General features: G+C 52.3%; 23 protein-coding genes. 7 read left to right on the top strand and 16 right to left on the bottom strand.

All coding sequences use genetic code 11. From position 1 onward, the window contains the following. Positions 1-31: 31 nt before the first annotated feature. Positions 32-460 carry a helix-turn-helix domain-containing protein gene (locus AAC622_RS03205; RefSeq protein ID WP_340255631.1) on the bottom strand — a complete coding sequence of 143 codons (429 nt, stop codon included), beginning with the start codon at positions 458-460 and terminating at the stop codon, positions 32-34. Positions 461-688: 228 nt separating this feature from the next. On the opposite strand from AAC622_RS03205, the gene AAC622_RS03200 reads away from it, so the two are divergent. Then, a complete protein-coding gene (locus tag AAC622_RS03200) occupies positions 689-1891 on the top strand; it encodes a pyridoxal phosphate-dependent aminotransferase (protein ID WP_340260280.1) in 1203 nt (400 codons plus the stop codon). 170 nt (positions 1892-2061) lie between these two features. On the opposite strand, the gene AAC622_RS03195 is transcribed toward AAC622_RS03200, so the two are convergent. Continuing rightward, positions 2062-2493 (bottom strand): DUF6314 family protein, encoded by a 432-nt coding sequence (locus AAC622_RS03195; protein ID WP_340260279.1) that lies wholly within the window; start codon positions 2491-2493, stop codon positions 2062-2064. A gap of 108 nt (positions 2494-2601) precedes the next feature. Between AAC622_RS03195 and purB the strand changes: the two genes are divergently transcribed. From purB to AAC622_RS03180, 3 genes are all read left to right on the top strand, one after another. Next, the gene (purB, locus tag AAC622_RS03190; RefSeq protein WP_340260278.1) at positions 2602-3903 is read left to right on the top strand and encodes an adenylosuccinate lyase; all 1302 of its coding nucleotides are present in this window, start codon (positions 2602-2604) and stop codon (positions 3901-3903) included. Between the two features lie 200 nt (positions 3904-4103). Next, complete coding sequence (locus tag AAC622_RS03185) at positions 4104-4877, top strand: short-chain dehydrogenase/reductase (RefSeq protein WP_340255619.1); 774 nt, start codon at positions 4104-4106, stop codon at positions 4875-4877. A 120-nt stretch (positions 4878-4997) separates the two neighbouring features. Further along, positions 4998-6113: a serine/threonine protein kinase gene (locus tag AAC622_RS03180; RefSeq protein ID WP_340255616.1), complete on the top strand. Its 1116-nt coding sequence runs from the start codon at positions 4998-5000 to the stop codon at positions 6111-6113. Between the two features lie 151 nt (positions 6114-6264). On the opposite strand, the gene AAC622_RS03175 is transcribed toward AAC622_RS03180, so the two are convergent. Further along, positions 6265-6555: a DUF1330 domain-containing protein gene (locus AAC622_RS03175; protein WP_340260277.1), complete on the bottom strand. Its 291-nt coding sequence runs from the start codon at positions 6553-6555 to the stop codon at positions 6265-6267. Between the two features lie 90 nt (positions 6556-6645). Further along, a complete protein-coding gene (locus AAC622_RS03170; RefSeq protein ID WP_340260276.1) occupies positions 6646-7317 on the bottom strand; it encodes a GntR family transcriptional regulator in 672 nt (223 codons plus the stop codon). Positions 7318-7419: 102 nt separating this feature from the next. On the opposite strand from AAC622_RS03170, the gene AAC622_RS03165 reads away from it, so the two are divergent. Together AAC622_RS03165 and AAC622_RS03160 are read left to right on the top strand one after the other, a co-directional pair. Further along, positions 7420-8448, top strand: coding sequence for a C-terminal binding protein (locus AAC622_RS03165; RefSeq protein ID WP_340260274.1), 1029 nt, complete (start codon positions 7420-7422; stop codon positions 8446-8448). A 15-nt stretch (positions 8449-8463) separates the two neighbouring features. Then, entirely contained in the window at positions 8464-9153 is a 690-nt protein-coding gene (locus AAC622_RS03160; protein WP_340255604.1) for an RraA family protein, read from the top strand. A 273-nt stretch (positions 9154-9426) separates the two neighbouring features. On the opposite strand, the gene AAC622_RS03155 is transcribed toward AAC622_RS03160, so the two are convergent. Further along, the gene (locus tag AAC622_RS03155) at positions 9427-10224 is read right to left on the bottom strand and encodes an SDR family NAD(P)-dependent oxidoreductase (protein ID WP_340260272.1); all 798 of its coding nucleotides are present in this window, start codon (positions 10222-10224) and stop codon (positions 9427-9429) included. Between the two features lie 63 nt (positions 10225-10287). On the opposite strand from AAC622_RS03155, the gene AAC622_RS03150 reads away from it, so the two are divergent. Continuing rightward, complete coding sequence (locus AAC622_RS03150; RefSeq protein ID WP_340260271.1) at positions 10288-11283, top strand: hypothetical protein; 996 nt, start codon at positions 10288-10290, stop codon at positions 11281-11283. 10 nt (positions 11284-11293) lie between these two features. Here AAC622_RS03150 and AAC622_RS03145 read toward each other — a convergent pair whose 3' ends face one another. From AAC622_RS03145 to coxB, 11 genes are all read right to left on the bottom strand, one after another. Continuing rightward, entirely contained in the window at positions 11294-12394 is a 1101-nt protein-coding gene (locus AAC622_RS03145; RefSeq protein WP_340260270.1) for a mandelate racemase/muconate lactonizing enzyme family protein, read from the bottom strand. Between the two features lie 89 nt (positions 12395-12483). Further along, the gene (locus AAC622_RS03140; protein ID WP_340260269.1) at positions 12484-13890 is read right to left on the bottom strand and encodes an FAD-binding oxidoreductase; all 1407 of its coding nucleotides are present in this window, start codon (positions 13888-13890) and stop codon (positions 12484-12486) included. A 27-nt stretch (positions 13891-13917) separates the two neighbouring features. Beyond that, the gene (locus AAC622_RS03135; protein WP_317655148.1) at positions 13918-14502 is read right to left on the bottom strand and encodes a GNAT family N-acetyltransferase; all 585 of its coding nucleotides are present in this window, start codon (positions 14500-14502) and stop codon (positions 13918-13920) included. After that, positions 14502-15764 carry a M16 family metallopeptidase gene (locus tag AAC622_RS03130; RefSeq protein WP_340260267.1) on the bottom strand — a complete coding sequence of 421 codons (1263 nt, stop codon included), beginning with the start codon at positions 15762-15764 and terminating at the stop codon, positions 14502-14504. Before AAC622_RS03130 ends, AAC622_RS03135 begins: the two co-directional genes overlap by 1 nt. Beyond that, positions 15761-17149 carry a threonine synthase gene (gene thrC, locus AAC622_RS03125; protein ID WP_340260266.1) on the bottom strand — a complete coding sequence of 463 codons (1389 nt, stop codon included), beginning with the start codon at positions 17147-17149 and terminating at the stop codon, positions 15761-15763. The genes AAC622_RS03130 and thrC overlap by 4 nt, the downstream gene beginning before the upstream one ends. A 13-nt stretch (positions 17150-17162) precedes the next feature. Further along, the gene (locus tag AAC622_RS03120) at positions 17163-17861 is read right to left on the bottom strand and encodes an SURF1 family protein (protein WP_340260265.1); all 699 of its coding nucleotides are present in this window, start codon (positions 17859-17861) and stop codon (positions 17163-17165) included. Positions 17862-17952: 91 nt separating this feature from the next. After that, positions 17953-18762 (bottom strand): cytochrome c oxidase subunit 3, encoded by an 810-nt coding sequence (locus AAC622_RS03115; protein WP_340255574.1) that lies wholly within the window; start codon positions 18760-18762, stop codon positions 17953-17955. Between the two features lie 23 nt (positions 18763-18785). Continuing rightward, on the bottom strand, positions 18786-19343 hold the full coding sequence (locus AAC622_RS03110) for a cytochrome c oxidase assembly protein (RefSeq protein WP_340260264.1): 558 nt from the start codon (positions 19341-19343) through the stop codon (positions 18786-18788). Next, a complete protein-coding gene (locus AAC622_RS03105; protein ID WP_317655154.1) occupies positions 19340-19549 on the bottom strand; it encodes a hypothetical protein in 210 nt (69 codons plus the stop codon). Before AAC622_RS03105 ends, AAC622_RS03110 begins: the two co-directional genes overlap by 4 nt. A gap of 3 nt (positions 19550-19552) precedes the next feature. Continuing rightward, positions 19553-20521 (bottom strand): heme o synthase, encoded by a 969-nt coding sequence (cyoE, locus tag AAC622_RS03100; protein WP_340260263.1) that lies wholly within the window; start codon positions 20519-20521, stop codon positions 19553-19555. An 85-nt stretch (positions 20522-20606) separates the two neighbouring features. Beyond that, entirely contained in the window at positions 20607-21491 is an 885-nt protein-coding gene (gene coxB / locus AAC622_RS03095) for a cytochrome c oxidase subunit II (protein WP_340260261.1), read from the bottom strand. Positions 21492-21609: the final 118 nt, after the last annotated feature.

Genomic DNA, 21609 nt, shown 5'->3' with positions numbered 1-21609 from the left:
GCCTCTCAGCTTGCGGCGATTTTGCTATTCTCTACTGCCCGCCCGCCTCTTCTACCAGAGTTTGGCGCAATCTTTTTTCGAGCCGGCCCAAAGCATCGGATAGCTGAGCTTGCTCCGCGCGAATGCGCCTTAGGTCTTTCAGGATTGCACTTGTGTCTTCGCTTATCGCAGATGCCACAAATGGGCCATCAATTCCATCACCGCGACCTGTCAACAACCACATAATCGACACGCCTAAAACTCCAGCCAACATTTGTAACTTGTTGGCGCGCGGTTCGGCCTGATCATTTTCCCATGAGCGGATGGTCTTGGCTTTGACACCCATGCGCCGTGCAAGTTCAGCTTGGCCTATATTAGCAGCCTCACGCGCGCCCGCCATACGATCTCCAAATGTGGCTGTATCTTCGTCATACCAGCTTGCATCTGTCTGCTGTTCATGGGTGATTACATCATCGCTCATCGCGGAGGCTCCTTTTCAAATCGGCCAACTTGTTTTCATGCTGCACAGCGCGCAGCTCCCACTGTTCAACCTAAAAGGAACAAAAGCGCAGGAAATGCATATATGCGGCACTTCGCCCAACAATTCCGCGCTTGAACAGCCTTGCGCCAAACCCTAAAGCTGTGCCGCAGTGAAGTAAACCGCAGGCCCCCGCCTTTGATGCGTGCGCCGCAAAACTGGAGAAATCCAATGGCCTTTTTGTCCGACACGCTTTCACGGGTCAAACCCTCCCCCACAATCGCCGTCTCCAACCTCGCCGCTGACCTCAAGGCGCAAGGCAAGGATGTGATCGGGCTTGGTGCGGGTGAGCCTGATTTTGATACCCCACAAAATATCAAAGACGCGGCCAAAGCTGCGCTTGATGCGGGTCGGACGAAATACACCGCGGTTGATGGCATTGCGGAACTCAAGCAAGCGATTTGCAAAAAATTTGAGCGGGAAAATGGCCTGGCTTATAAACCCTCCCAAGTATCGGTTGGCACGGGCGGCAAGCAAATTCTTTACAATGCGCTCATGGCCACCCTAAACCCTGGCGACGAGGTGATCATCCCTGCCCCATACTGGGTGAGCTACCCCGATATGGTTTTACTCGCAGGCGGCACCCCCGTGATTGCAACGGCCACGATTGAAACGAATTTCAAACTCACACCCGAGGCGCTTGAGGCGGCCATCACCCCTAAGACCAAATGGTTCATTTTCAACAGCCCTTCCAACCCCACAGGCGCAGGGTATACCCGCGCCGAGTTGAAAGCGTTGACCGATGTTTTGCTACGCCATCCACATGTCTGGATCATGTCCGATGATATGTATGAGCATCTGGTCTTTGATGGCTTTGAATTCTGCACCCCTGCCGAGGTAGAGCCCGCCCTTTACGAGCGCACCTTGACCTGCAATGGCGTCTCCAAAGCATATGCGATGACTGGGTGGCGGATCGGCTATGCGGCAGGGCCCGAGAACTTGATTGGTGCGATGCGCAAAATCCAAAGCCAGTCCACCTCGAACCCCTCATCAGTAAGCCAATGGGCCGCCGTTGAGGCACTCAATGGGCCGCAAGATTTCCTGGCGGATAACGTAGCCTTGTTCTTGCGCCGCCGCAATCTAGTGGTTGAAATGCTGAACGCGGCAGAGGGCATCACTTGCCCAACACCAGACGGGGCATTTTACGTCTATCCGTCCATCGCAGGCTGCATCGGAAAGACTAGCCCTGATGGCAAAAAAATCGACTCAGACGAGGATTTCGCGACAGCCCTTCTTGAAGAAGAAGGCGTAGCTGTGGTGTTTGGTGGCGCCTTTGGCCTATCGCCCAATTTCCGCGTATCCTATGCAACATCAGACGAAAATCTGCGCGAGGCATGCAGCCGCATTCAACGATTCTGCGCAGGCATGAAATAACCCTAATCCCTCTCCCGCAGCAGCGCCGCAAGCGCCTGTTGCGGGCGGCACCTTGGGCGCAATCCCGCGCCCATGATGAAGATCTCGAAGATTTCACCCATCACTTGGTTTTGGTGATGCATAATCTTCACAGCTTGTTGGCGCGCAAGAAATCCGAGCGTCAATCGCGATCAGTCTCGATAGTACGTGGTCACCAAATCCAAATCTTTGCGCGGCCCCGTGATACGACATTGGCACTGCCACTGCCGCGGAAGCGCATCAAACTGATAGCGCAAGATATATAGATCAGGGGCGCAGTCATGGCGCGCAGGGTGGTCTGCGGCGCGAATGAGGTGAAAGGGACGGTTGTCGTCAAAATCCACTTGCCAACCCTCTGGGACACGCCGCCAAATATAACGCCGCTCTGCATCAAAGATTTGACCCGCACCATAGGTTAAACGCCCTTCCTCTTGATACTGCAGGACATCACCCTCGGCGGGGGTGAACCGCGCGTGCCCTTCGAAATGACCTTTCAACTCTGCGCAGTGATCGTGGATGTCGCGCGCTACCCGCCACGCACCTGCCAGCGCGTCGCTCTCTGGTATGGAGGAGATATGATCCAATTTGGCATTCCTCATGGTCGCAGGTAGTCGAAAAGCGGTTTCCTCTTCTGTGACATTTAGATTAGAAGGCGCGCAACCCCTTGAAACCGCATCACAGAAGGTTCGCCAATGATCCCCCGCTATGCCCGCCCCGAAATGGTTGCCATCTGGTCGCCTGAAACCAAATTCCGTATCTGGTATGAGATCGAAGCCCATGCGTGCGATGCGCAGGCCGAGCTTGGTGTGATCCCCCGCGAAAACGCCGAAGCCGTTTGGAAGGCGAAAGATGTAGAGTTCGATGTGGAGCGCATTGACGAGATTGAAGCCGTCACCAAGCATGATGTGATCGCCTTTCTCACCCATCTGGCCGAGCATATCGGGGCCGAAGATGCGCGTTTTGTGCATCAGGGCATGACCTCATCGGATGTTTTGGATACCACCCTCAACGTGCAGCTAGTACGCGCGGCGGATATCCTGCTGGCGGATCTCGATAAGGTCTTGGCTGCGCTGAAAACCCGAGCGATTGAGCATAAAGACACAGTTCGGATTGGCCGCAGCCATGGAATTCACGCAGAACCCACTACAATGGGCCTAACCTTCGCCCGGTTCTATGCCGAAATGGATCGCAACAAGGCCCGCCTACAAGCTGCACGTACCGAAATCGCCACCGGTGCCATTTCAGGCGCGGTTGGAACGTTCGCCAACATCGACCCCGCCGTTGAAGAGCATGTCTGCAAAATGATGGGCCTCTCGCCTGAGCCGATTTCGACCCAAGTGATCCCCCGCGATCGTCACGCGATGTTCTTTGCCACACTTGGCGTTATTGCAAGCAGCATTGAGAATATCGCGATCGAAATTCGTCATATGCAACGGACCGAAGTGCTTGAGGCTGAAGAATTCTTTTCAGCGGGGCAAAAAGGTTCCTCCGCAATGCCACACAAGCGCAACCCAGTTTTAACTGAAAACCTGACTGGTCTTGCGCGGCTTGTGCGTATGGCGGTGATCCCCGCGATGGAGAACGTAGCGCTTTGGCATGAGCGGGATATCTCGCACAGTTCGGTTGAGCGCGGGATTGCGCCTGATGCCACCATCACCTTGGATTTTGCATTAAATCGCTTGGCAGGCGTTGTCGAAAAACTCGTGATCTATCCTCAAACTATGCTTGCCAATATGAACAAGTTTAAGGGTTTGGTGATGTCGCAGCGCGTGCTTTTGGCATTGACCCAAGCCGGCGTCAGTCGCGAAGACGCCTATCGCCTTGTACAACGCAACGCTATGAAGGTGTGGGAGCAAGGGGCTGATTTCAAAACCGAACTTCTTGCAGATACCGAGGTGACCGATGCACTCAGCGCCGCTGAAATCGAAGAAAAATTCGACCTAGGATATCACACCAAGCACGTGGAGACGATTTTTAAGCGTGTTTTCGGTTGATTTAAAGCACAACTTCTGAAGATGGCTATCATCTTTTAGAAATATGGGGCCCATCCGAAATAGGCTGGGTCTTTTTGTTCATGCTTAGTCTACACGAAATGTATTTCGGAAATATCTCTGATCAGTTGTTTGGCTCTAAATCATGATGCAGATTAATAGTGTAGGATGCATTAAGCGCCTCTGTCAGCTGGAGAAACGACTTGGATTTAAACCTTAAGAATAAAAAAGTACTCATTACTGGCGGATCCCGCGGCATTGGGCTGGCTACAGCAAAAATTTTTTTAGAGGAAGGCGCTACTGTCACTATAGTCGGCCGAAGTGAGACAAACCTCGAAAAAGCGAGAACTCAACTAGAAGCAGTTTCACGTGGTGTTAGCACTGTAAGCGCAGACCTCTCATGCGAGGAACAAAGAGAAGCGCTATACTCCTCGCGCGACGACTTCGATATCGTGGTCAATAATGCAGGCGCTATTCCCAGCGGCGGCATACAAGATCTCAGCATGGATGAATGGCGTAAAGCATGGGATTTGAAAGTCTTTGGATATATCCATTTATGCAAGCTCTTTTCTGCAGCGATGATGGCTCGAAAGAGTGGTGTCATAGTTAATATCATCGGAATAGGCGGCAGACACACCACCCCATCCTATATCTGCGGCGCCGGAGGCAACGCTGCATTAATAGCTTTCACACAAGCTTTGGGGGCAGAAACTGCGAAGAACGGTGTGCGTACCTACGGAATAAATCCGTCTGCAACTGCTACAGACAGAACAATTGAGCTTCTAAAACAACGTGCTAAGCGTGAAACTGGCAATGAAGAAAACTGGAAAAATTTCATAAACACGGAGACATTGCCATTTGGGCGCCTGCAGAACCCTGAAGAGATAGCAAACATGGCCGTCATGTTGTGTTCAGATAAAGTACAGTATCTCTCTGGAACTGTCATTGACTCAACAGGTGGCTTTCAGTGGTCTTGAAAACATAAACCGCTCCGGCGGAGAGTTGGCTCTTTGGTTACCTGTGCTTTCGCAGGTAACACTGGACTGAAAATTTCTATGCAGTAATCCATAAGCATAAATCAACGAAGTGAAACAAAAATGAAAAACACCGTCGTAAATAGCTGGAATGAATGGGATCCACTGAAACATGTGATTGTCGGAAGAGCTGATGATTGTCACATCCCGCCAGAAGAGCCCGCACTTGACGCGAAAGTTCCTGAAGACAGCGACATGCGCGGCCAATGGGGCCGTCGCCCTCAAGAAACAATCGATAGAGCCAATGAGCTACTGGACAACTTCGCTGGACAATTAAAAGCTCGAGGCATACGCGTCGATCGGCCGTCACCGATTGATCACTCTCTTCCAGTTACTACGCCAGATTTCCACACAGACAGTCAGTTCGGCTGCATGCCTCCTAGGGATGTATTGCTGACTGTCGGATCGGAAATTCTAGAGGCGACAATGTCCTATCGCTGTAGATGGTTCGAATATTTAAATTATCGCCCACTACTAAAAAAATATTGGGAAGAGGACCCAAATTTCAGGCATGAGGCCGCTCCAAAGCCGCGCCTAACGGACGCTGATTATCATCCAGATTATTTGTCGGAAAAAATTGGCGATACGAAAAGGTTAGAGTGGGCCGCAAAGAAATTCTTTGTCACTACTGAAGAGGAACCACTATTTGACGCTGCAGATGTATTGCGGTTCGGAAAAGACTTGGTTGTACAACACGGATTTACAACCAATCTGAAAGGCATTGAATGGCTGAGGCGCCATTTTCCAGAACACCGAGTGCACACTGTTAATTTTCCAGGTGATCCATATCCAATCCACATAGATGCGACTTTTACGCCTCTACGTCCTGGTCTAATTTTGAACAACCCCCAGCGCAGACTTCCAGAAGAACAGAGAAAAATGTTCTTTGATAATGACTGGGAAATTGTAGATGCCGCCCAACCGGCACACAACACACCCCCACCACTCTGCTATTCATCAGTTTGGTTGTCGATGAACGTCTTAGTTTTGGATCCAAAAACAGTTTGTGTCGAAAAATCTGAAGTTTACCAAGCTGAACAAATGGATCGTCTGGGCATGGAGGTGGTGGAAGTTGAACTACGCGATGCTTATGCCTTTGGTGGCGGGCTCCACTGCTGCACTGCAGACGTTTATCGTGAAGGCTCCTGCGAAGACTATTTTCCGAATATTGGAAGTTGAATTAATTGGAGCGCAGTAACTTGGCGCAGCTGTATCAAATCAGTAACGAGTTGATACAGCTGCAATCCAATTTTCATGCGAAATTCTGAACAGCTATTTTTTAGTAAGTGATCGCGAAAATTACATCCATGAAGCACATGGTATGGTCACACTACTCAGTACCCTCAATAATCATGAGGTCTGTATCTGCACATTCTTCTCGTACTGCCTTCGCGGCTTGATACTCGGCACTAAAGTAAAATGTCTCTGCAACTTCCTTGCTGTCAAACTCAATCATCATTACTGTGCCGGTAAGTTGACCCTCATGTCTGTCGGCTGCTGGACCTTTAGCCAAAACCTTCCCACCGTACTTCTTAATAGCCGGCGCAGCCATTCCTGAGAATGTTTGAAACTTTTCGGCATCTATGACCCTGATATTGGCCACCAAGTACCCTTTTGACATATCAAATATCCTCTGCTGATCGTTACACATAGAAAGGCGATCAGCTTGGGCATTTATGATTACTCCGTCAAGTACGCCAGACCGCCGCGGTTACTTATCATCAGAAGCGTGCAGTGAACTTAAAGCCATACTGTAGGCTTTTCGAGTGCGATCAATGTGCTCGGCAAGTAATTTCTTGATTGTGGAAAGGTCTCCGCTGTGCACAGCTCTGATAATCGCTTTGTGTTCATTGAAGGATAAGTCTGTGTGTTTCGGGAGCCGCGAAAGAAGTTTGCGAAGCGCCGCAATTTTACCTGCATAGCGACTGTAACTAGCTGCCAGGTAATAATTGTCCGCATGTTCGAAAATAAGTTGGTGAAATTGGTTGTCTAATGCAATGTAGGCATCGTCGTCGTTTTTGGCTTTGCTAATAGCCATCATCTCCACGACATTTTCCATATCTGCAGCAAGACCTGCACGATTTCGTTGTAGAGCAAGCTCGAAGGATGCCGATTCAATTGCCTGACGAAAGTCACATATTTGAACGACCTCATTCTCTGTTAAGTTGAAAACTCGTGCACCTTTCTGAGGTTCAATGTGCACTAAGCCCTCGTCACGCAACTGCGCAAGCGCCTCTCGGACTGGAGATTTTGATACACCAAGCTCTTCAGAAATCTTTCTCTCCGAAAGAACCTGACCCATCTGAAATGTGCCATCTATTATCCGCTCGCGAAGGAATTCTAGCGCCAATTCTCTAAGCGATTTTGGTCGCTGTAACGCCATGCGAAATCACTCCAAAACAGTTGCGAAAACTAGAGTATCTGATAAAACTGCAGTTGCAATCTGGAATATCAGATATCAGATATGCATTTGGAGAAGCCCGAAATGGCAAAAACAAATAGTTTTACACCACGCGCTGATCGCCCCCTTGTCGTCATCACCGACTATGACTTTGCGGATGTGGAGATCGAAACAAACATCCTGGAAGCCGCAGGGGCCAAGGTAGTTTCTCTACAGGCAAAACAGGAAAGCGATCTCTTCGAAGTCGCACCAAGTTGCGCAGCTATGATGAATCAGTACGCAAAAATCGGGCGCGAAACGATAAATCGAATGACTCGCTGTGAAGTAATCGCTCGATATGGTGTTGGCGTAGATATTGTAGATGTAGACGCTGCGACCGAAAAAGGAATCCTCGTGACTAATGTGCAAGACTATTGCACTGAAGAGGTCGCTGATCATGCAATTGCTCTTTGGCTGGCACTCGCCAGAAAATTATCTGAATACAATCGGGCAACCCATGCAGGCATCTGGAGATGGCAAAGTGGACAGCCAGTTTATCGAGTGCGTGGACGCACGCTTGGTATCGTATCACTTGGCAAGATTGGACAAGCTATCGCGGAACGGGCGCGTGCCTTTGGCGTGACAATAATCGCCTACGATCCCTTTGTGCTCCCCGACGTCGCCACAAGTTTAGGCGTTGAGTTGGTAGACAAGGCCGAATTGCTAGCCCGTTCCGACTACCTATTGATGCAAGCTCCGATGACACCTGAAACATATCATTTTCTGTCGGATGCTGAATTTGCAGCTATGAAGCCTGGGGCCATCCTTGTTAACACTGGGCGCGGTCCAACAATCGATAATACCGCGCTTTTTCGCGCATTAAGCGAAGGCAATCTCGCGGCGGCAGGACTTGATGATCCAGAAGAAGAACCGGCCAAACGGAAAAATTGGTCGCCAGACAACAATCCCCTCTTCAAACTTCCAAACGTATTAGTGACGCCACATTCGGCCTACTACTCCGAGGAATCCATCATCGCCGCTCGGGTTACGGCGGCTACCCAGGTGGCATTGGTGCTAACCAACCAAAAACCAAAATATACGGTCAATGCAGACGCATTGGCAAAAACACCCTGATAACAGGAGATAAAGATGCCAGATACAAGTACAAGTCTCAGGATCTTCAACGACTTTGAGCGCAATCCAAACCTACTCAAAAAATTCGATGCGGTACTAGAGTCCTATTCCGCAGCCGCCATCTTCGCAGATGTGCAATACCGAACTGGCGTGATGGATAGCGCAATCAAGCCAGCCTTTCGCGCAAAGATCACCGGTCAGGCAGTAACAGTCCAATTGTCAAAAGGCGATCTTGTTGATCCTCTCAGGGCTTTGGAAATCGCTCAGCCGAATGACGTAATTGTAGTTGATGCTGGAGGCGATTTACAAACTTCGGTCTGTGGCGGGCTGATGGGCGGACTTGCACAAAACCGTGGCATCCGCGGCATGATTGTTGATGGAGCTGGCCGGGACACCGATGAACTGGAGGACATTAATTGGCCAATCTGGACCCGCGCGATCACCCCACGCGGAACACACACGATGTTCTCTGAACGCAAAGAAGAGCTTTCAATTAACGTCTCAATTGCGTGCGGTGGAGTAGTAGTTAACCCAGGTGACTTTATCGTTGCTGACCTTATGGGTGTCGTCGTCATCCCTCTAGAAATTGCGGAGGAAACCGTGCGTCTTGCCCAAGAGCAAGCTGATCGTGAAGCCAGAACACGAGAATGGGTTGCGCAAGGAAAAACTGTTGAGGATTTATTGAACGAATTTGGCCGCATCTAAACCATTGTTGGACGGCACAAAAAATTTCGAACCCCTGATACTGTTTTGTGACTAATGCGCTTCTCAGGCTGATGAGTCTTTTAGAAAAGTTTCACAGCTTCATTTCGTTGGTTGAACTTTTACAGCTTCACAAAAATGAGTGAATGCACTTTAGAAACATCATATAGTTGCTGACTTGAACATCGCCACAACTTGTGGTAGCATTCACAGGCTGGCATGGCATTGAACAGTGTTCCTCTTCCCTTGATCGTAGCGCCATGCCAGCACTTGAAATCATGGCATCAGTTGTCCGCCATTGACCTCTATTGTTTGTCCGATAACGTACCCAGAAAGAGCCTGTGAAGCTAAAAATAGGAACGCCCCCACACAATCTTGTGCCTGACCAAGGCGCCCTTGCGGAACAGTTTTCAGCATCGCGTCAAGTTGGGCTTGGGTTGAATAGCGTTCATGGAAGGGCGTTGTAATCACACCTGGAGCGACGGCGTTTACACGGACACCGTACTCAATCCACTCCTTGGCCATGCCGCGGGTAACGTTAGATACGAATGCCTTCGACGAACCATACAGACCGGCACCTCCACTTGCTCCATTGCGCGCTGCGATTGAAGTCGTATTAATTACGAACCCTCCCTCCGCTTTAAGATAAGGCAATGCAGCCTTTGACGCGACGATTATGGATCGTGCATTGAGATCCATTATTTCGTCATAGTCCTTATCACTTGCCTCAGCATACGGCACGCGGCGCACCATACCGCCTGCGTTGTTAATCAAACCGTTTATTCCGCCCAGACGCTCTGCGACATCTTTCACGGCGGCAGCCAGTTCTTTAGAGTTACTGGCATTAGCCCTTACCAATTCAACTGAACCACCAGATTTACGAATATCTGCGGCCAGCTGATTGGCCGCATCTTCAGAAGAAAAATAGTGCAAGCCCACTCTTGCACCTTGCTGCGCAAACGCTTTCGCTAACTCAGCTCCTATTCCGGTCGATGCACCTGTTATCAGGATTTTCTTGCCCTCGAATTCTGAAAAATTAACATTAAATGAAGTCATTGTTTTACCTTTGAACAAAGATGCCTTTATCTAAACGTATAAAGAATTGGCTCCCTGTCTATTGAAATATTTAGGCCCCCCATGACGAATTCAGTTAAAAATAAAATAAATAATTTAATTAAAGACATATATATTGTATCATTTGAGCTATTTAAGGTCATGATACCGACTATAATTGTTATTAAAGTCCTCGATAGTTTTGGTGCAACGTCATGGTTGACTATTCAGGTTGCTCCTTTGCTTGGAGTCATAGGGCTACCGGCAGAAGTTGCACTAGCAATTACCACTACATTGCTGACTAACCCCTACGCAGGACTATTGGTCTTATCTTCCACGCCTGAAGCACTGAACCTAACTGTAGCACAAACAACCATTATTGCTTCATTTATGCTCTTCACTCATGGGCTAATCGTGGAGGCGCTAATCTCGCGAAACGCAGGCTTGCGCATTCTACCAACTGTTCTGATCCGCGTGGGAGGAGGATTCATTTTTTGTTACCTCCTACACGTATCCTTCTTAAATTTAGGGCTATTTCAAAACCAAGCGAGCCTTCACCTCCCAACAATGGTGTCTGATCCTACGCTGCAGCAATGGATTTTGGACCAAATTTTTGGGCTGCTCTTTATCCAAGCCATTATCATCGTATTGATGATTGCAATTGAAATTTTAAGATCAGTCGGCGTTGAAAAAATTATCCAGCTGATACTATCGCCCTTTCTCAAAATATTAGACATCGGAACGAACGCCGCAACTATTGTCATAGTGGGCCTCACTCTTGGGCTAGGGTTCGGAGGCGGGCTCATGATCAAAGAAGTTAAACAAGGGGCAATCCCGATACGATCCGTCGTCGGCGCGTTGGTTTTGATAAATTTATTTCACTCGGTATTCGAGGATGTAGGCCTCATGATGCTGCTTGGACCATCTTTAACTACGATTTTGCTGGTGAGAGCAATTTTCGCTTTTGGGTTTAGCTACTTAATAATGCGTCTGAGCTCTCTTCTGCCAGATCCAGTATTCCAAAAATTAATGTTCAACCAAAGGGCTACGCTGTCATCGAGCGTAAGCAAGATTTCCTGACCACATGCCACTAGGATACTAAGCTATTCTCAGCTTCAAGTTTGTCCCAATCAAAAGTCACACCGATGCCAGGGAGCTGTGGCGCAACAGCCATGTGTTCTTGATTAAGCTTTAACGGCTGATGCGTGTACGTATCGATGGGAAAGGCATGAACTTCCAACCAGCCTGCATTTTCGCGTCCACACAACAGACTAACGTGAAGTTCCTGCATTCCATGAGTACAAACACTTATTCCGTTACGCTCGGCAAAAGCCGCCGCACGCAACCACGTTGTGATACCACCGCAAGTGGCCACATCTGGTTGAAAAAACTTGAATGCCTTAGTTTTCTCTAAAAGTTCAAAGTCGTGAATTGAGTGACAGTTCTCGCCAATTGCCAGCGGGAAGCCAGTTTGTTCACTTATAATCCTGTATCCGTTTAAGTCATCAGGATCGATCGGTTCCTCAAACCAGGTAATATTGGCATTTTCAAACTGCCGGATGGCAGAAATTGCTTGGTCGACAGACATGCCATAATTTGCATCAACCATAAAGGTCGTGTCTGAACCAATTCGCTCTCGCACCGCATATATTCTCTCGATGTCTTCTTCCAGGTTCTCACGACCAATCTTAATTTTTACGCCATTGAACCCGCTTTGAATGGCCTGGTCCATATTGGACAAAAGTTTTTCAAGGGGGAAATTTAGATCGATGCCACCCACGTAGGCCTTACAGGTTCGGCTTACACCACCAGCCATTTCACACAGAGATAAATTACTTCGTTTGCCACGAATATCCCACAAGGCGACATCAACTGCTGCAATTGCAAAGGCAGAAACACCACCTCGTCCCACATAGTGAATATGCCAACGCATTTGGTCATGTAATTGCTCAATTTGAGTAGCATCTTTGCCAATCAAAAACGGCGTCAAATCATGCTCAATCATGGCCTTGATCGCGTGACCACCCCATCCGCCGGTATAAGAATACCCAGTACCTTCACTACCGTCATCCAACTTCACAGTAGCCGTAATCAACTCAAAATGGGTGTGGTCTCCGTGCTTCGCATCAGACAATACTTCTGCCAACGGCAACCGGAAAAGGCGGGGTAAGACACTTACAATCTTCGCCATAAACAACACCTCAATAAAAAACTGATCGATGAGCCAAACGTTATAGTAAGCGCACAGTTTTACCAGAGTATTTGAATTTTCAGTTGAAACTATCTGCCGCGCAATACTGCGCCTGGGTTCATGATGCCGTGCGGATCAAGAGCGGCCTTAATCGCTCGCATCGCGGCCAATTTGGCAGGGTCGCCATAGCGTTCAAGGTCATCCACCTTAAGCCGCCCGATCCCATGTTCGGCAGATACGGATCCGCCCATCTCATGTACCAAATCATGCATGGCGCGCTTGATCACATCCCGCTCTGCCAGATGATCCGCCCGGGTTTTGCCTGGCATGGGGAAGATGTTGTAATGCAAATTCCCATCCCCCATATGGCCAAAGCAGTTATGGCGGAATTCCCCGATCTGGGCGATGCGAGCGGGAATGTCCGCGATAAACTGAGGTACCAACCCCACGGGCAAGGAAATATCATGCGAACTCACTGAGCCGATGCGCCGATTTGTTTCAGGGATATTTTCGCGCAGGGCCCAGAAATCATCCCGCTGCGCCATGGATTGGGCAATCACCCCGTCACTGACCAAATCTGCCTCAAAGGCGCGGGCAAAAAGTCCCTCTAATAGCGCGGCGGGATCTTGACCCACACCAAGGCCCAAATCGATCAGCACGCACCACTCGGGGATTTCATCAAAAGGTTGGCGCAAATCTGGCCCAACCTCGGCCAAGAAATCAAACCCTTGGCGGTGCATCAATTCAAAGGCCGAAAGCCCCTCGCCCACCACATCCTGCGTCATTCGCAACAGAGACAGGGCCGCGCTAGGATCAGGCACAGCCATCAGGGCCGCGCCTTGCGCCGCAGGCTCAGGAAAAAGCCGCAAACTGGCCGCTGTGATGATGCCCAATGTGCCCTCTGAGCCGATCAGCAAATGGCGCAGATCATAGCCCGTGTTGTTTTTGCGTAGAGGCGATAGCCCGTGAAAAATGCTGCCATCGGGCATCACCGCCTCAATGCCCAAGACCAAATCCCGTGCATTGCCATAACGCAGAACATTCACCCCGCCCGCATTGGTCGCCAAAAGGCCGCCTATGCGCGCCGATCCTTGGCTCGCAAGGCTTAAGGGGAAAAGCAGCCCCGCCTTTTGCGCGGTCGCGTGAATATCGGCCAAGATGACACCCGCCTCAACGGTTAGGCTGCGCCCATCTTCGTCCATCGCGCGGATCGCGCGCATCCGCTCGAGAGATACAATCACGCCATGATCAAAATTTTCAGACAGCTGCCCACCGACCAAGCCCGTGCCGCCGCCATAGGGGATCACCGCCACCCGATGGGCCGCACAGGCGCGCAGGGCCAAAGCAACCTCTTCGGTAGAGCGCGGTGCCAAAACCGCCGCAGCTTTGCCCTGCCAGCGTCCGCGCGGTTCTTCGAGATAGTTCGGGGTCGCCTCGCGCCAAATATCCGCAGGCAAATCGCCCTTCAACGCTTCAAGTTTTGATGAAGCTGTCACGCCTGTCCCCCTTACACCCACAAAGCCTTAGCCCACTTCGGTGCGGCCACGGCGGTCACTGCGCAAATTGGCGTAAAGCACATGATTGCGCCAGCGCCCATTGATCTGCAAATAACTTTGCGCGACCCCCTCATATTTATAGCCGCATTTCTCCAAAAGACCACGGGAGGGGGTGTTTTCAGGCAAACAGGCGCTTTCAATACGGGACAGATCAAGACGGGTAAAAGCATAGTGGATCAAGGCCACCACCGCCTCGCGCATATATCCGTTGCGCGCATATGGCTGCCCAATCCAATAGCCAATCGTTCCCGCCTGCGCGGGGCCACGGCGAATATTGTCCAATGTGACCGCGCCAAGCAGGCGTTGGTCTTCGCGGCGGATCAAAAACAGCGGCAGCGCGCTTTCCTCCGATGAGGCACGCTGTGCCCAATAGACCCGCGCGGAAAAGCTTTTGCGGGTCAGATGATCCGATGACCAAGCAGGCTCCCATGGCTGCAGAAAGGCGGCTGACGCTTCGCGCAATCCCGCCCAATGGCGATAATCCTCATGCAGAGGCAGGCGCAGGGTCATGCGCTCGGTTTCGATGGCAAGTTTCGGCCGCCGCCTCAGCATCAAGCCGCCAAACGCTGCGTCAATTGCGCGTAATCAGGCGCTTTGCTGACGGGCCCATAAAGCGCCAAGGCAAGCGCACCGCTTTCGGCAATCCCTGCGCCAAAGTCACGAATATGCGCAAGGCTGACCGCATCAATCCGCGCCACAGTTTCCTCTAAGGGCGGCACACGATCCCAGATAGCCAAAACCCGTGCCAGACGCTCGGCGCGGGAAGATGGGCTTTCCAGCCCCATCAAAAGCCCCGCTTTCATCTGCGCGCGCGCGCGATCAAGCTCGGCTTGGTTCAAATCACTTGCGGCGCGCTTGATCTCATCCATGCTCAAAAGCGCCAAATCCCCCACATCCTTGCCGCCCGTGCCTGCGTAAATGGTGAGAAGGCCCGTTTCATCAAAGGCCCCCACTTGGGCAAAAATCGAATAGCACAGGCCACGCTTTTCGCGCAGTTCTTGGAAAAGGCGCGAGGACATGCCCCCGCCAAGCGCGCTTGCGTAAATCTGCGCGGTGTAGATGTCGTCGGACCGATATCCTGGTGTTTCAAAGGCCATCGCAATATGGGCCTGTTCCAGTTTCTTGACCTTGCGGAATTCTCCGCCTGCAAATTGCGCCAACGGTGCCGGGGCCGCGCGGCGTGAGGGCAAATGGCCAAAATTCTCTTCGGCCAGTCGCACGATCTGCGCGTGATCCACCGCCCCTGCGGCCGATAGGATCATCTGATCGGGGCCATAATGTTCGGTCACGAATTGGCTGAAATCCTCGCGACCAAAGCTGCGCACCCGCTCACTGGGGCCAAGAATGGTGCGCCCAAGCGGTTGGTTGGGATAGGCCGTTTCCTGAAGCCAGTCGAAAATCACATCATCAGGCGTGTCATTCGCCTGACCGATTTCTTGCAGGATGACGCCCCGTTCAACCTCAATCTCGCGCGGATCAAACACAGGGTTCAGCACGATATCGGCAATCATATCAAGGGCAAGGGGCACATCTTGTTCCAGCACGCGCGCGTAATAGGCGGTGACTTCGCGCGAGGTATAGGCGTTGATATAGCCGCCTACATCTTCGATCTCCTCGGCGATTCGCAGCGCGCTGCGCCGTTTCGTGCCCTTAAACGCCATATGTTCAAGGAAATGCGCGATGCCGTTTTGCTCGACCCGCTCATGGCGGCCCCCTGCGGACACCCAAACCCCGATTGCTGCGGATTGAAGCCCCTCCATCCGTTCGGTGATCACCCGCAACCCGTTGGAGAGTTGGTGCATCTCAACACTCATGCGGCCACCTTTTCGCGGATCAAAGCCTCAAGTGCGGCAAGGTCATTTGGCACGCGCTGCACCCGTTCGGAACGCTCGAACAAATCTGCCATATGGGGCGGCAATGCAGGGCGGATGCCCGTTGCCGCCTCGACCGCATCGGGGAATTTCGCAGGATGCGCTGTGGCCAATGTAACCATCGGGGTCGCCCCAAGGTGATCTTGGGCTACATGAACCCCGACTGCGGTATGGGGGCAAAGCAGCTCGCCCGATGTTGACAGGCAAGATGTGATCATCGCGGATGTCTCATCCTCGCTTGCACGACCCGAGGCAAAGATGTCCCGCAGAGCCTCAAGCGCGCCTTGGCTGATGTCAAACCCGCCTTCGGATTTCAACGCAGCCATGGATTGCACAACCGCGCCTGCGTCACGACCATACGCATCAAACAATGCCCGCTCAAAGTTGGACGACACTTCGATATCCATCGAAGGGCTGATTGTGGCCTGCACACCGCCCATATGATAGCCGCCCGTGCGCAAGGCGCGATCCAAAATGTCATTGCTGTTGGTCGCCACCACAAGACGATCAATCGGCAGACCCATTTGGCGCGCGATATAGCCCGCAAAAACATCACCGAAATTACCAGTCGGCACGGTAAAGCTGACGGCACGATGTGGGGCGCCAAGGCTGACTGCGGCGGTAAAATAATAAACAACCTGCGCCATGACACGTGCCCAGTTGATCGAGTTCACCCCTGCCAAGCGCACCTCATCGCGAAAGGTGAGATCATTGAACATATCTTTGAGCCGCGCCTGCGCATCGTCAAATGTGCCGTCAATGGCCAAAGCATGGGCGTTGGCCTCGGTGACCGTGGTCATTTGGCGGCGCTGCACCTCGGACACACGGCCATGGGGGAACAGGATGAACACCGACACCGCATCAAGCCCGCGAAATGCCTCCATCGCGGCAGAGCCTGTATCGCCTGACGTTGCCCCCACAATGGTCACATGCTGCCCGCGTTTGGTCAGGCTATGCTCAAACATTTGCCCAATCAGCTGCATCGCAAAATCTTTGAACGCCAAGGTGGGGCCGTGGAACAATTCCATCAGGAAATGATTGGGTGCCAATTCCTTGAGCGGGGCGCGGCTTGCGTGGCGAAAGCCCTGATAAGCGCGGGTGATGATATCGCCAAATTCACTATCGCTGAATGTATCGCCCACAAAGGGGCGCATCACGCGAAAAGCGACCTCCTCATAAGGCAGACCCGCCATTGCGGCGATCTCAGCATGGCTCAACTGCGGGACGCTTGCAGGCACATACAGCCCCCCATCACGGGCAAGCCCCGTCAACATGGCGTCCTCAAATGTCAGTTCAGGCGCTGTGCCGCGTGTCGAGATGTAGCGCATGGTTATTGTCCCTTCAAAGCGTTCTGTGCCTGATACGCCACAGAAGATAGGCTGTCATCCCCAACCATACCGCTGCAAGCGAAAACCATGTCACCGCATATTGCAAATGGTCATTGGGGATGGCGGATGTGTCCACGGGCATCGGTGTCAGGTCTGCCTCTGGCGGGGTGCCATCACGCAGCACCACAAGATAGGGGTCTGTGCCAAGCACCGCGGCCATATCCGCCAAATCGCGCGCGAACCAGATATTTGCGGCGCGGTCATTATCGGGGGTCGAACTGTTGCGATCATCTGGCCAATGCAGGTTGCCCGTGAGGGCAAAGCGGCCTTCTGGCGCAGAACGCATCTCATCGGCCACGGGTAAAAACCCACGATCCACAAGGATACGGCGCCCCGTCAGATCATCCTCAAACCCTGAGATCAGGCGATAGCCCGCCCCCACGCCCTTGCGGCTGACCAAGACGCGCAGCGTGTCTTCTGCCTCGCGGATAAACGGCCCCTCAAGCATCACAGGCAAATACCGATCACGGATCGCATCTGGCGCGTCAGGCAAGGTCACCGCTTCAGCAACAATCCGCGCCTCGATATCGGCCAACACGCCCTGTTTCCAAGACAAACGTTGGGTCTGCCACACGCCAAGCGCAATCAGGATAGCGGCCCCCGCAACCCCGAATGACAGAACCGAGAAAATCGCAAAACGCGAATGTGTCATAGCACCTCTCATCGATGGCGGGTCGAACGAGAAACGGCCCGCCTTTGTGGTGGCGGGCCGTTCCGAAATCAGGTGATCACGCGGGACCAGCTCAGCCGCCAATGCCCCAAATATAGACTGCGGCAAACAAGAACAACCAGACCACATCAACAAAGTGCCAGTACCATGCGGCCGCCTCAAAGCCGATATGTTTCTCGGCGGTGAAATGGCCACTTCGCACGCGCAAATAGCAGATGAACAAGAAGATTGTTCCGATGATCACGTGCATCCCGTGGAAACCGGTCGCAAGGAAGAAGGTAGAGAAAAACTTATCGCCACCGAATGTCCAGTCTTTGTGCGCTAGCAACTCCCAATATTCAAAGGCTTGCAGCCCCGTAAAGAACAAGCCAAGCGCGACGCCGATCAAAAGGCCCCATTCAACATCCTTACGGCTTTCATTGTGCACCAACGCGTGGTGCGCCCATGTCACCGCCGCACCCGACAACAGCAAAACAAGCGTGTTAATCAGAGGTAGGTGCCAGACATCCATCTGATAGAAACTTGGCTGCACATATTGCGACCCGAGATATTCGTTCATCGGGTATATCGCGTGCTTAAAGAACGCCCAGAACCATGCAACGAAGAACATGGCTTCGGACATAATGAACATTATAAAGCCATAGCGCAGGCCGATCCGCACAACGGGGGTGTGATCGCCTTGGTTGCTTTCCGCGACCACATCCGACCACCAGCCGAACATCACGTAAAGGACAGCCACAAGGCCCATCAGGAACATCCACGGGCCAGAGCCATGCATCCACAGCACGCCGCCCGTGAGCATTACAAAAGCCCCAACGGCGCCAATCAACGGCCAGAGCGAGGGCGAAATGATATGATAATCGTGGTTCTTTGCATGGGACATCTGTTTTGGTCCTTCGCTTTCGGTCATTCAGTTGTGCCGCTCAGGGCGGCAAGTTCTTCGGTTATATCCATAACATGAAATGTATAGGACAGGGTAATTTCTTGTGTGTCATAGGCCTCTTCATCCTCAAGGATTTCGGGGTCTACGAAAAAGGTCACAGGCATTTCGACCCGCTCACCTGGTTGCAGCACCTGCTCGGTGAAACAGAAGCAGGCGATTTTTGCAAAATACGCGCCCGCCGTATAGGGCAGCACGTTATAACTCGCAGTGCCTGCCACCACTTGATCGGTCGGGTTATAGGCCTCGTAAAACACCAAGGCTGTTTCGCCTAGGCGGACATCAATTTCGCGCTGCATGGGGCGGAATTCCCACGGCATGTCGCGCGCGGTGCTTGCATCAAAGCGCACAGTAATGATGCGATCGGACACCACCGCGCTTTCAGTATCCGCAACTTGCGTGGTGCCGCCATAGCCCGTGACACGGCAAAAAAGATCGTAAAGCGGCACAGCCGCCCATGCCATCGCCCCCATAAAGACGATGACACCAAACAGGCTGTAAACAGTTTTACGGTTTTGCGTCATTGCTGCGTGCCTCCTGATTGCCCCTCTTGCGCAGGGGTCATCGACACGCGCGGTTGATGATCAAAGGCCTCCATCTTCGAGCCTTCACGGATTTTTGCCACCGTCATCCCAAAGACGATCACGCAAAAGGCAACAAGGCTCAGCCCTACGCCGATATTGCGGCTCAGGCGGCGCTTGTGCATATCGCTTTGTTCACGGATCGCCATAGCTTACCACCCCCCCAATGACAGACCCGCGGCGCGCAGGGCAATATCGCCCAAGATCGCGCAGAAATGCAGGAAAAGGTAATACAGGGAAAAGCGGAAGAATTTCTTTTCAGTCGCATAGCCATCGGCCTCTGCCACATCTTCGCTGCGGGCACGGATATCCCACGCGCCTTTCAAGAAGATCAGGTTCAAAACCACCGCTGCCGCCATGTAGAGCGGGCCGCCGATTTGCGTCACACCAATGCCAAGCGCCACAGGCGCCAAGAGCACAGTGTAAATCCAGATATGGCGGCGGGTCGCCGCGCGCCCATGGGTCACCGTCAGCATCGGCACATCGGCCTTGTGGTAATCCGACTTCATAAACAAGGCCAAGGCCCAGAAATGCGGCGGCGTCCACATGAAGATCAAGCCGAACATTAGCGTAGAGGCCAGCGAAACATCCCCCGTTACAGCGGCCCATCCCACCATTGGGGGAAAGGCCCCTGCCGCGCCACCAATGACGATATTCTGCGGGGTCGCGCGTTTCAGCCACATCGTGTAAATCACAACGTAGAAAAAGATGGTAAAGGCCAAGAGCCCCGCCGCAACCCAATTGGTCGCAAGGCCAAGGAACACAACCGACATGACCGAGAGCGCAAGACCGATCTGAAACGCCTCTTGCGCGGTGACACGCCCAGACGGCACAGGGCGCGAGGCGGTGCGTTTCATGACGCGGTCAATATCGGCATCATACCACATATTCAGCGCGCCAGACGCCCCCGCACCAATGGCGACGAACAAAATGGCACAGAAAGAGATGAACAAAGGCTGCGCCACAGGGGCCGCGACAATGCCAACAAAGGCGGTGAACACCACCAAAGACATCACGCGCGGCTTAAGCAGCAGCACATAATCCCCAAAGCTTGCTTCTTTGGGTTCCAGTTCAGCGGGTTTCGCCGATTTGGTCGTGATATCAATGGATGCATCGCTCATCTGCGGGCGCGTCCTTAGGGGGGTTATTTGCGAAATCGCCAAGCCACCTGATTGCGCGGGTGGCTTGGCAGAAGCTTTGCTGCGCTTATTGCGCCTCGGCCAGTTCCACAACCTGTGGCGCACGCGCATCTACAGAGGCGAAGTCGCTGATTTCGCCGCGTGTCCATGCGTCATATTCCTCAGGGGTCACTGCGAAGACGGTGATCGGCATGTAGGCGTGGTTCACGCCGCACAGCTCAGAACACTGCCCGAAATAGATGCCTTCACGGCCAGGCTCAACATTGAACCACAGCTGCGCAAGGCGACCCGGGATTCCGTCCTGCTTCACACCGAAGGCGGGAATTGTCCAAGAATGGATCACATCCGCGCCCGTGACCTGAACCACAACATCGCGGCCTGTTGGCACAACCATTGCCGTGTTGGTGGCGAGCAAATATTCATCGCGCGTGTAGCCGTATTCGGCCAATTCATCTTCGGCTAACATGAAGCTGTCAAAAACAATGTCATGCTGCGGGTATTCGTAGCCCCAATACCACTGATAGCCTGTTGCCTTGATCACCACTTCGCCATCAGGAATGGACTGCTGCTTGAACAACACAGGCAACGAGAAGCCGCCGATCACAAACAAGATGATCATTGGCACGACTGTCCAGATGATCTCGATCTTGCGGTTATGGGTGAAGGTTGCAGGTTTTGGGTTCGCACGGCGATTGTGGCGCACGATGGAATAGACCATCAATGCGGTCACGAAGATAACAATCGCGGTGATAATCACCAAAAGCAGACTATCCAACATGCGAACGTCATGCGCCAATTCGGTCACGCCTGTTTGCATATTTACACCACCCAGATGGGGTGCGCCGATAATCTCCAAACCATCGCGCAACGCCTGCGCAGATGCACCACCCGTCAGGGCAAATGTTGCCGCTGCTGCGGCCCAAAAGCTTGAGAGCTTGGTACGAAGTGCCATTGTCATGTCGTCCTGTTTTTTCGTGATGCCCGTTTAAGGTCTGTGACATCCCGTTGCGTTCAAAGCTGCAACAACCATATAGAGGGTTACATTACAAGACATTGGATAAAAATGTCTC

The sequence above is a fragment of the Roseobacter sp. HKCCA0882 genome (assembly GCF_037805225.1).
Classification (GTDB): domain Bacteria; phylum Pseudomonadota; class Alphaproteobacteria; order Rhodobacterales; family Rhodobacteraceae; genus M30B80.
Note: the sequence above shows the minus strand (reverse complement) of the source record. Positions and strands in the feature narration are given on the sequence as shown.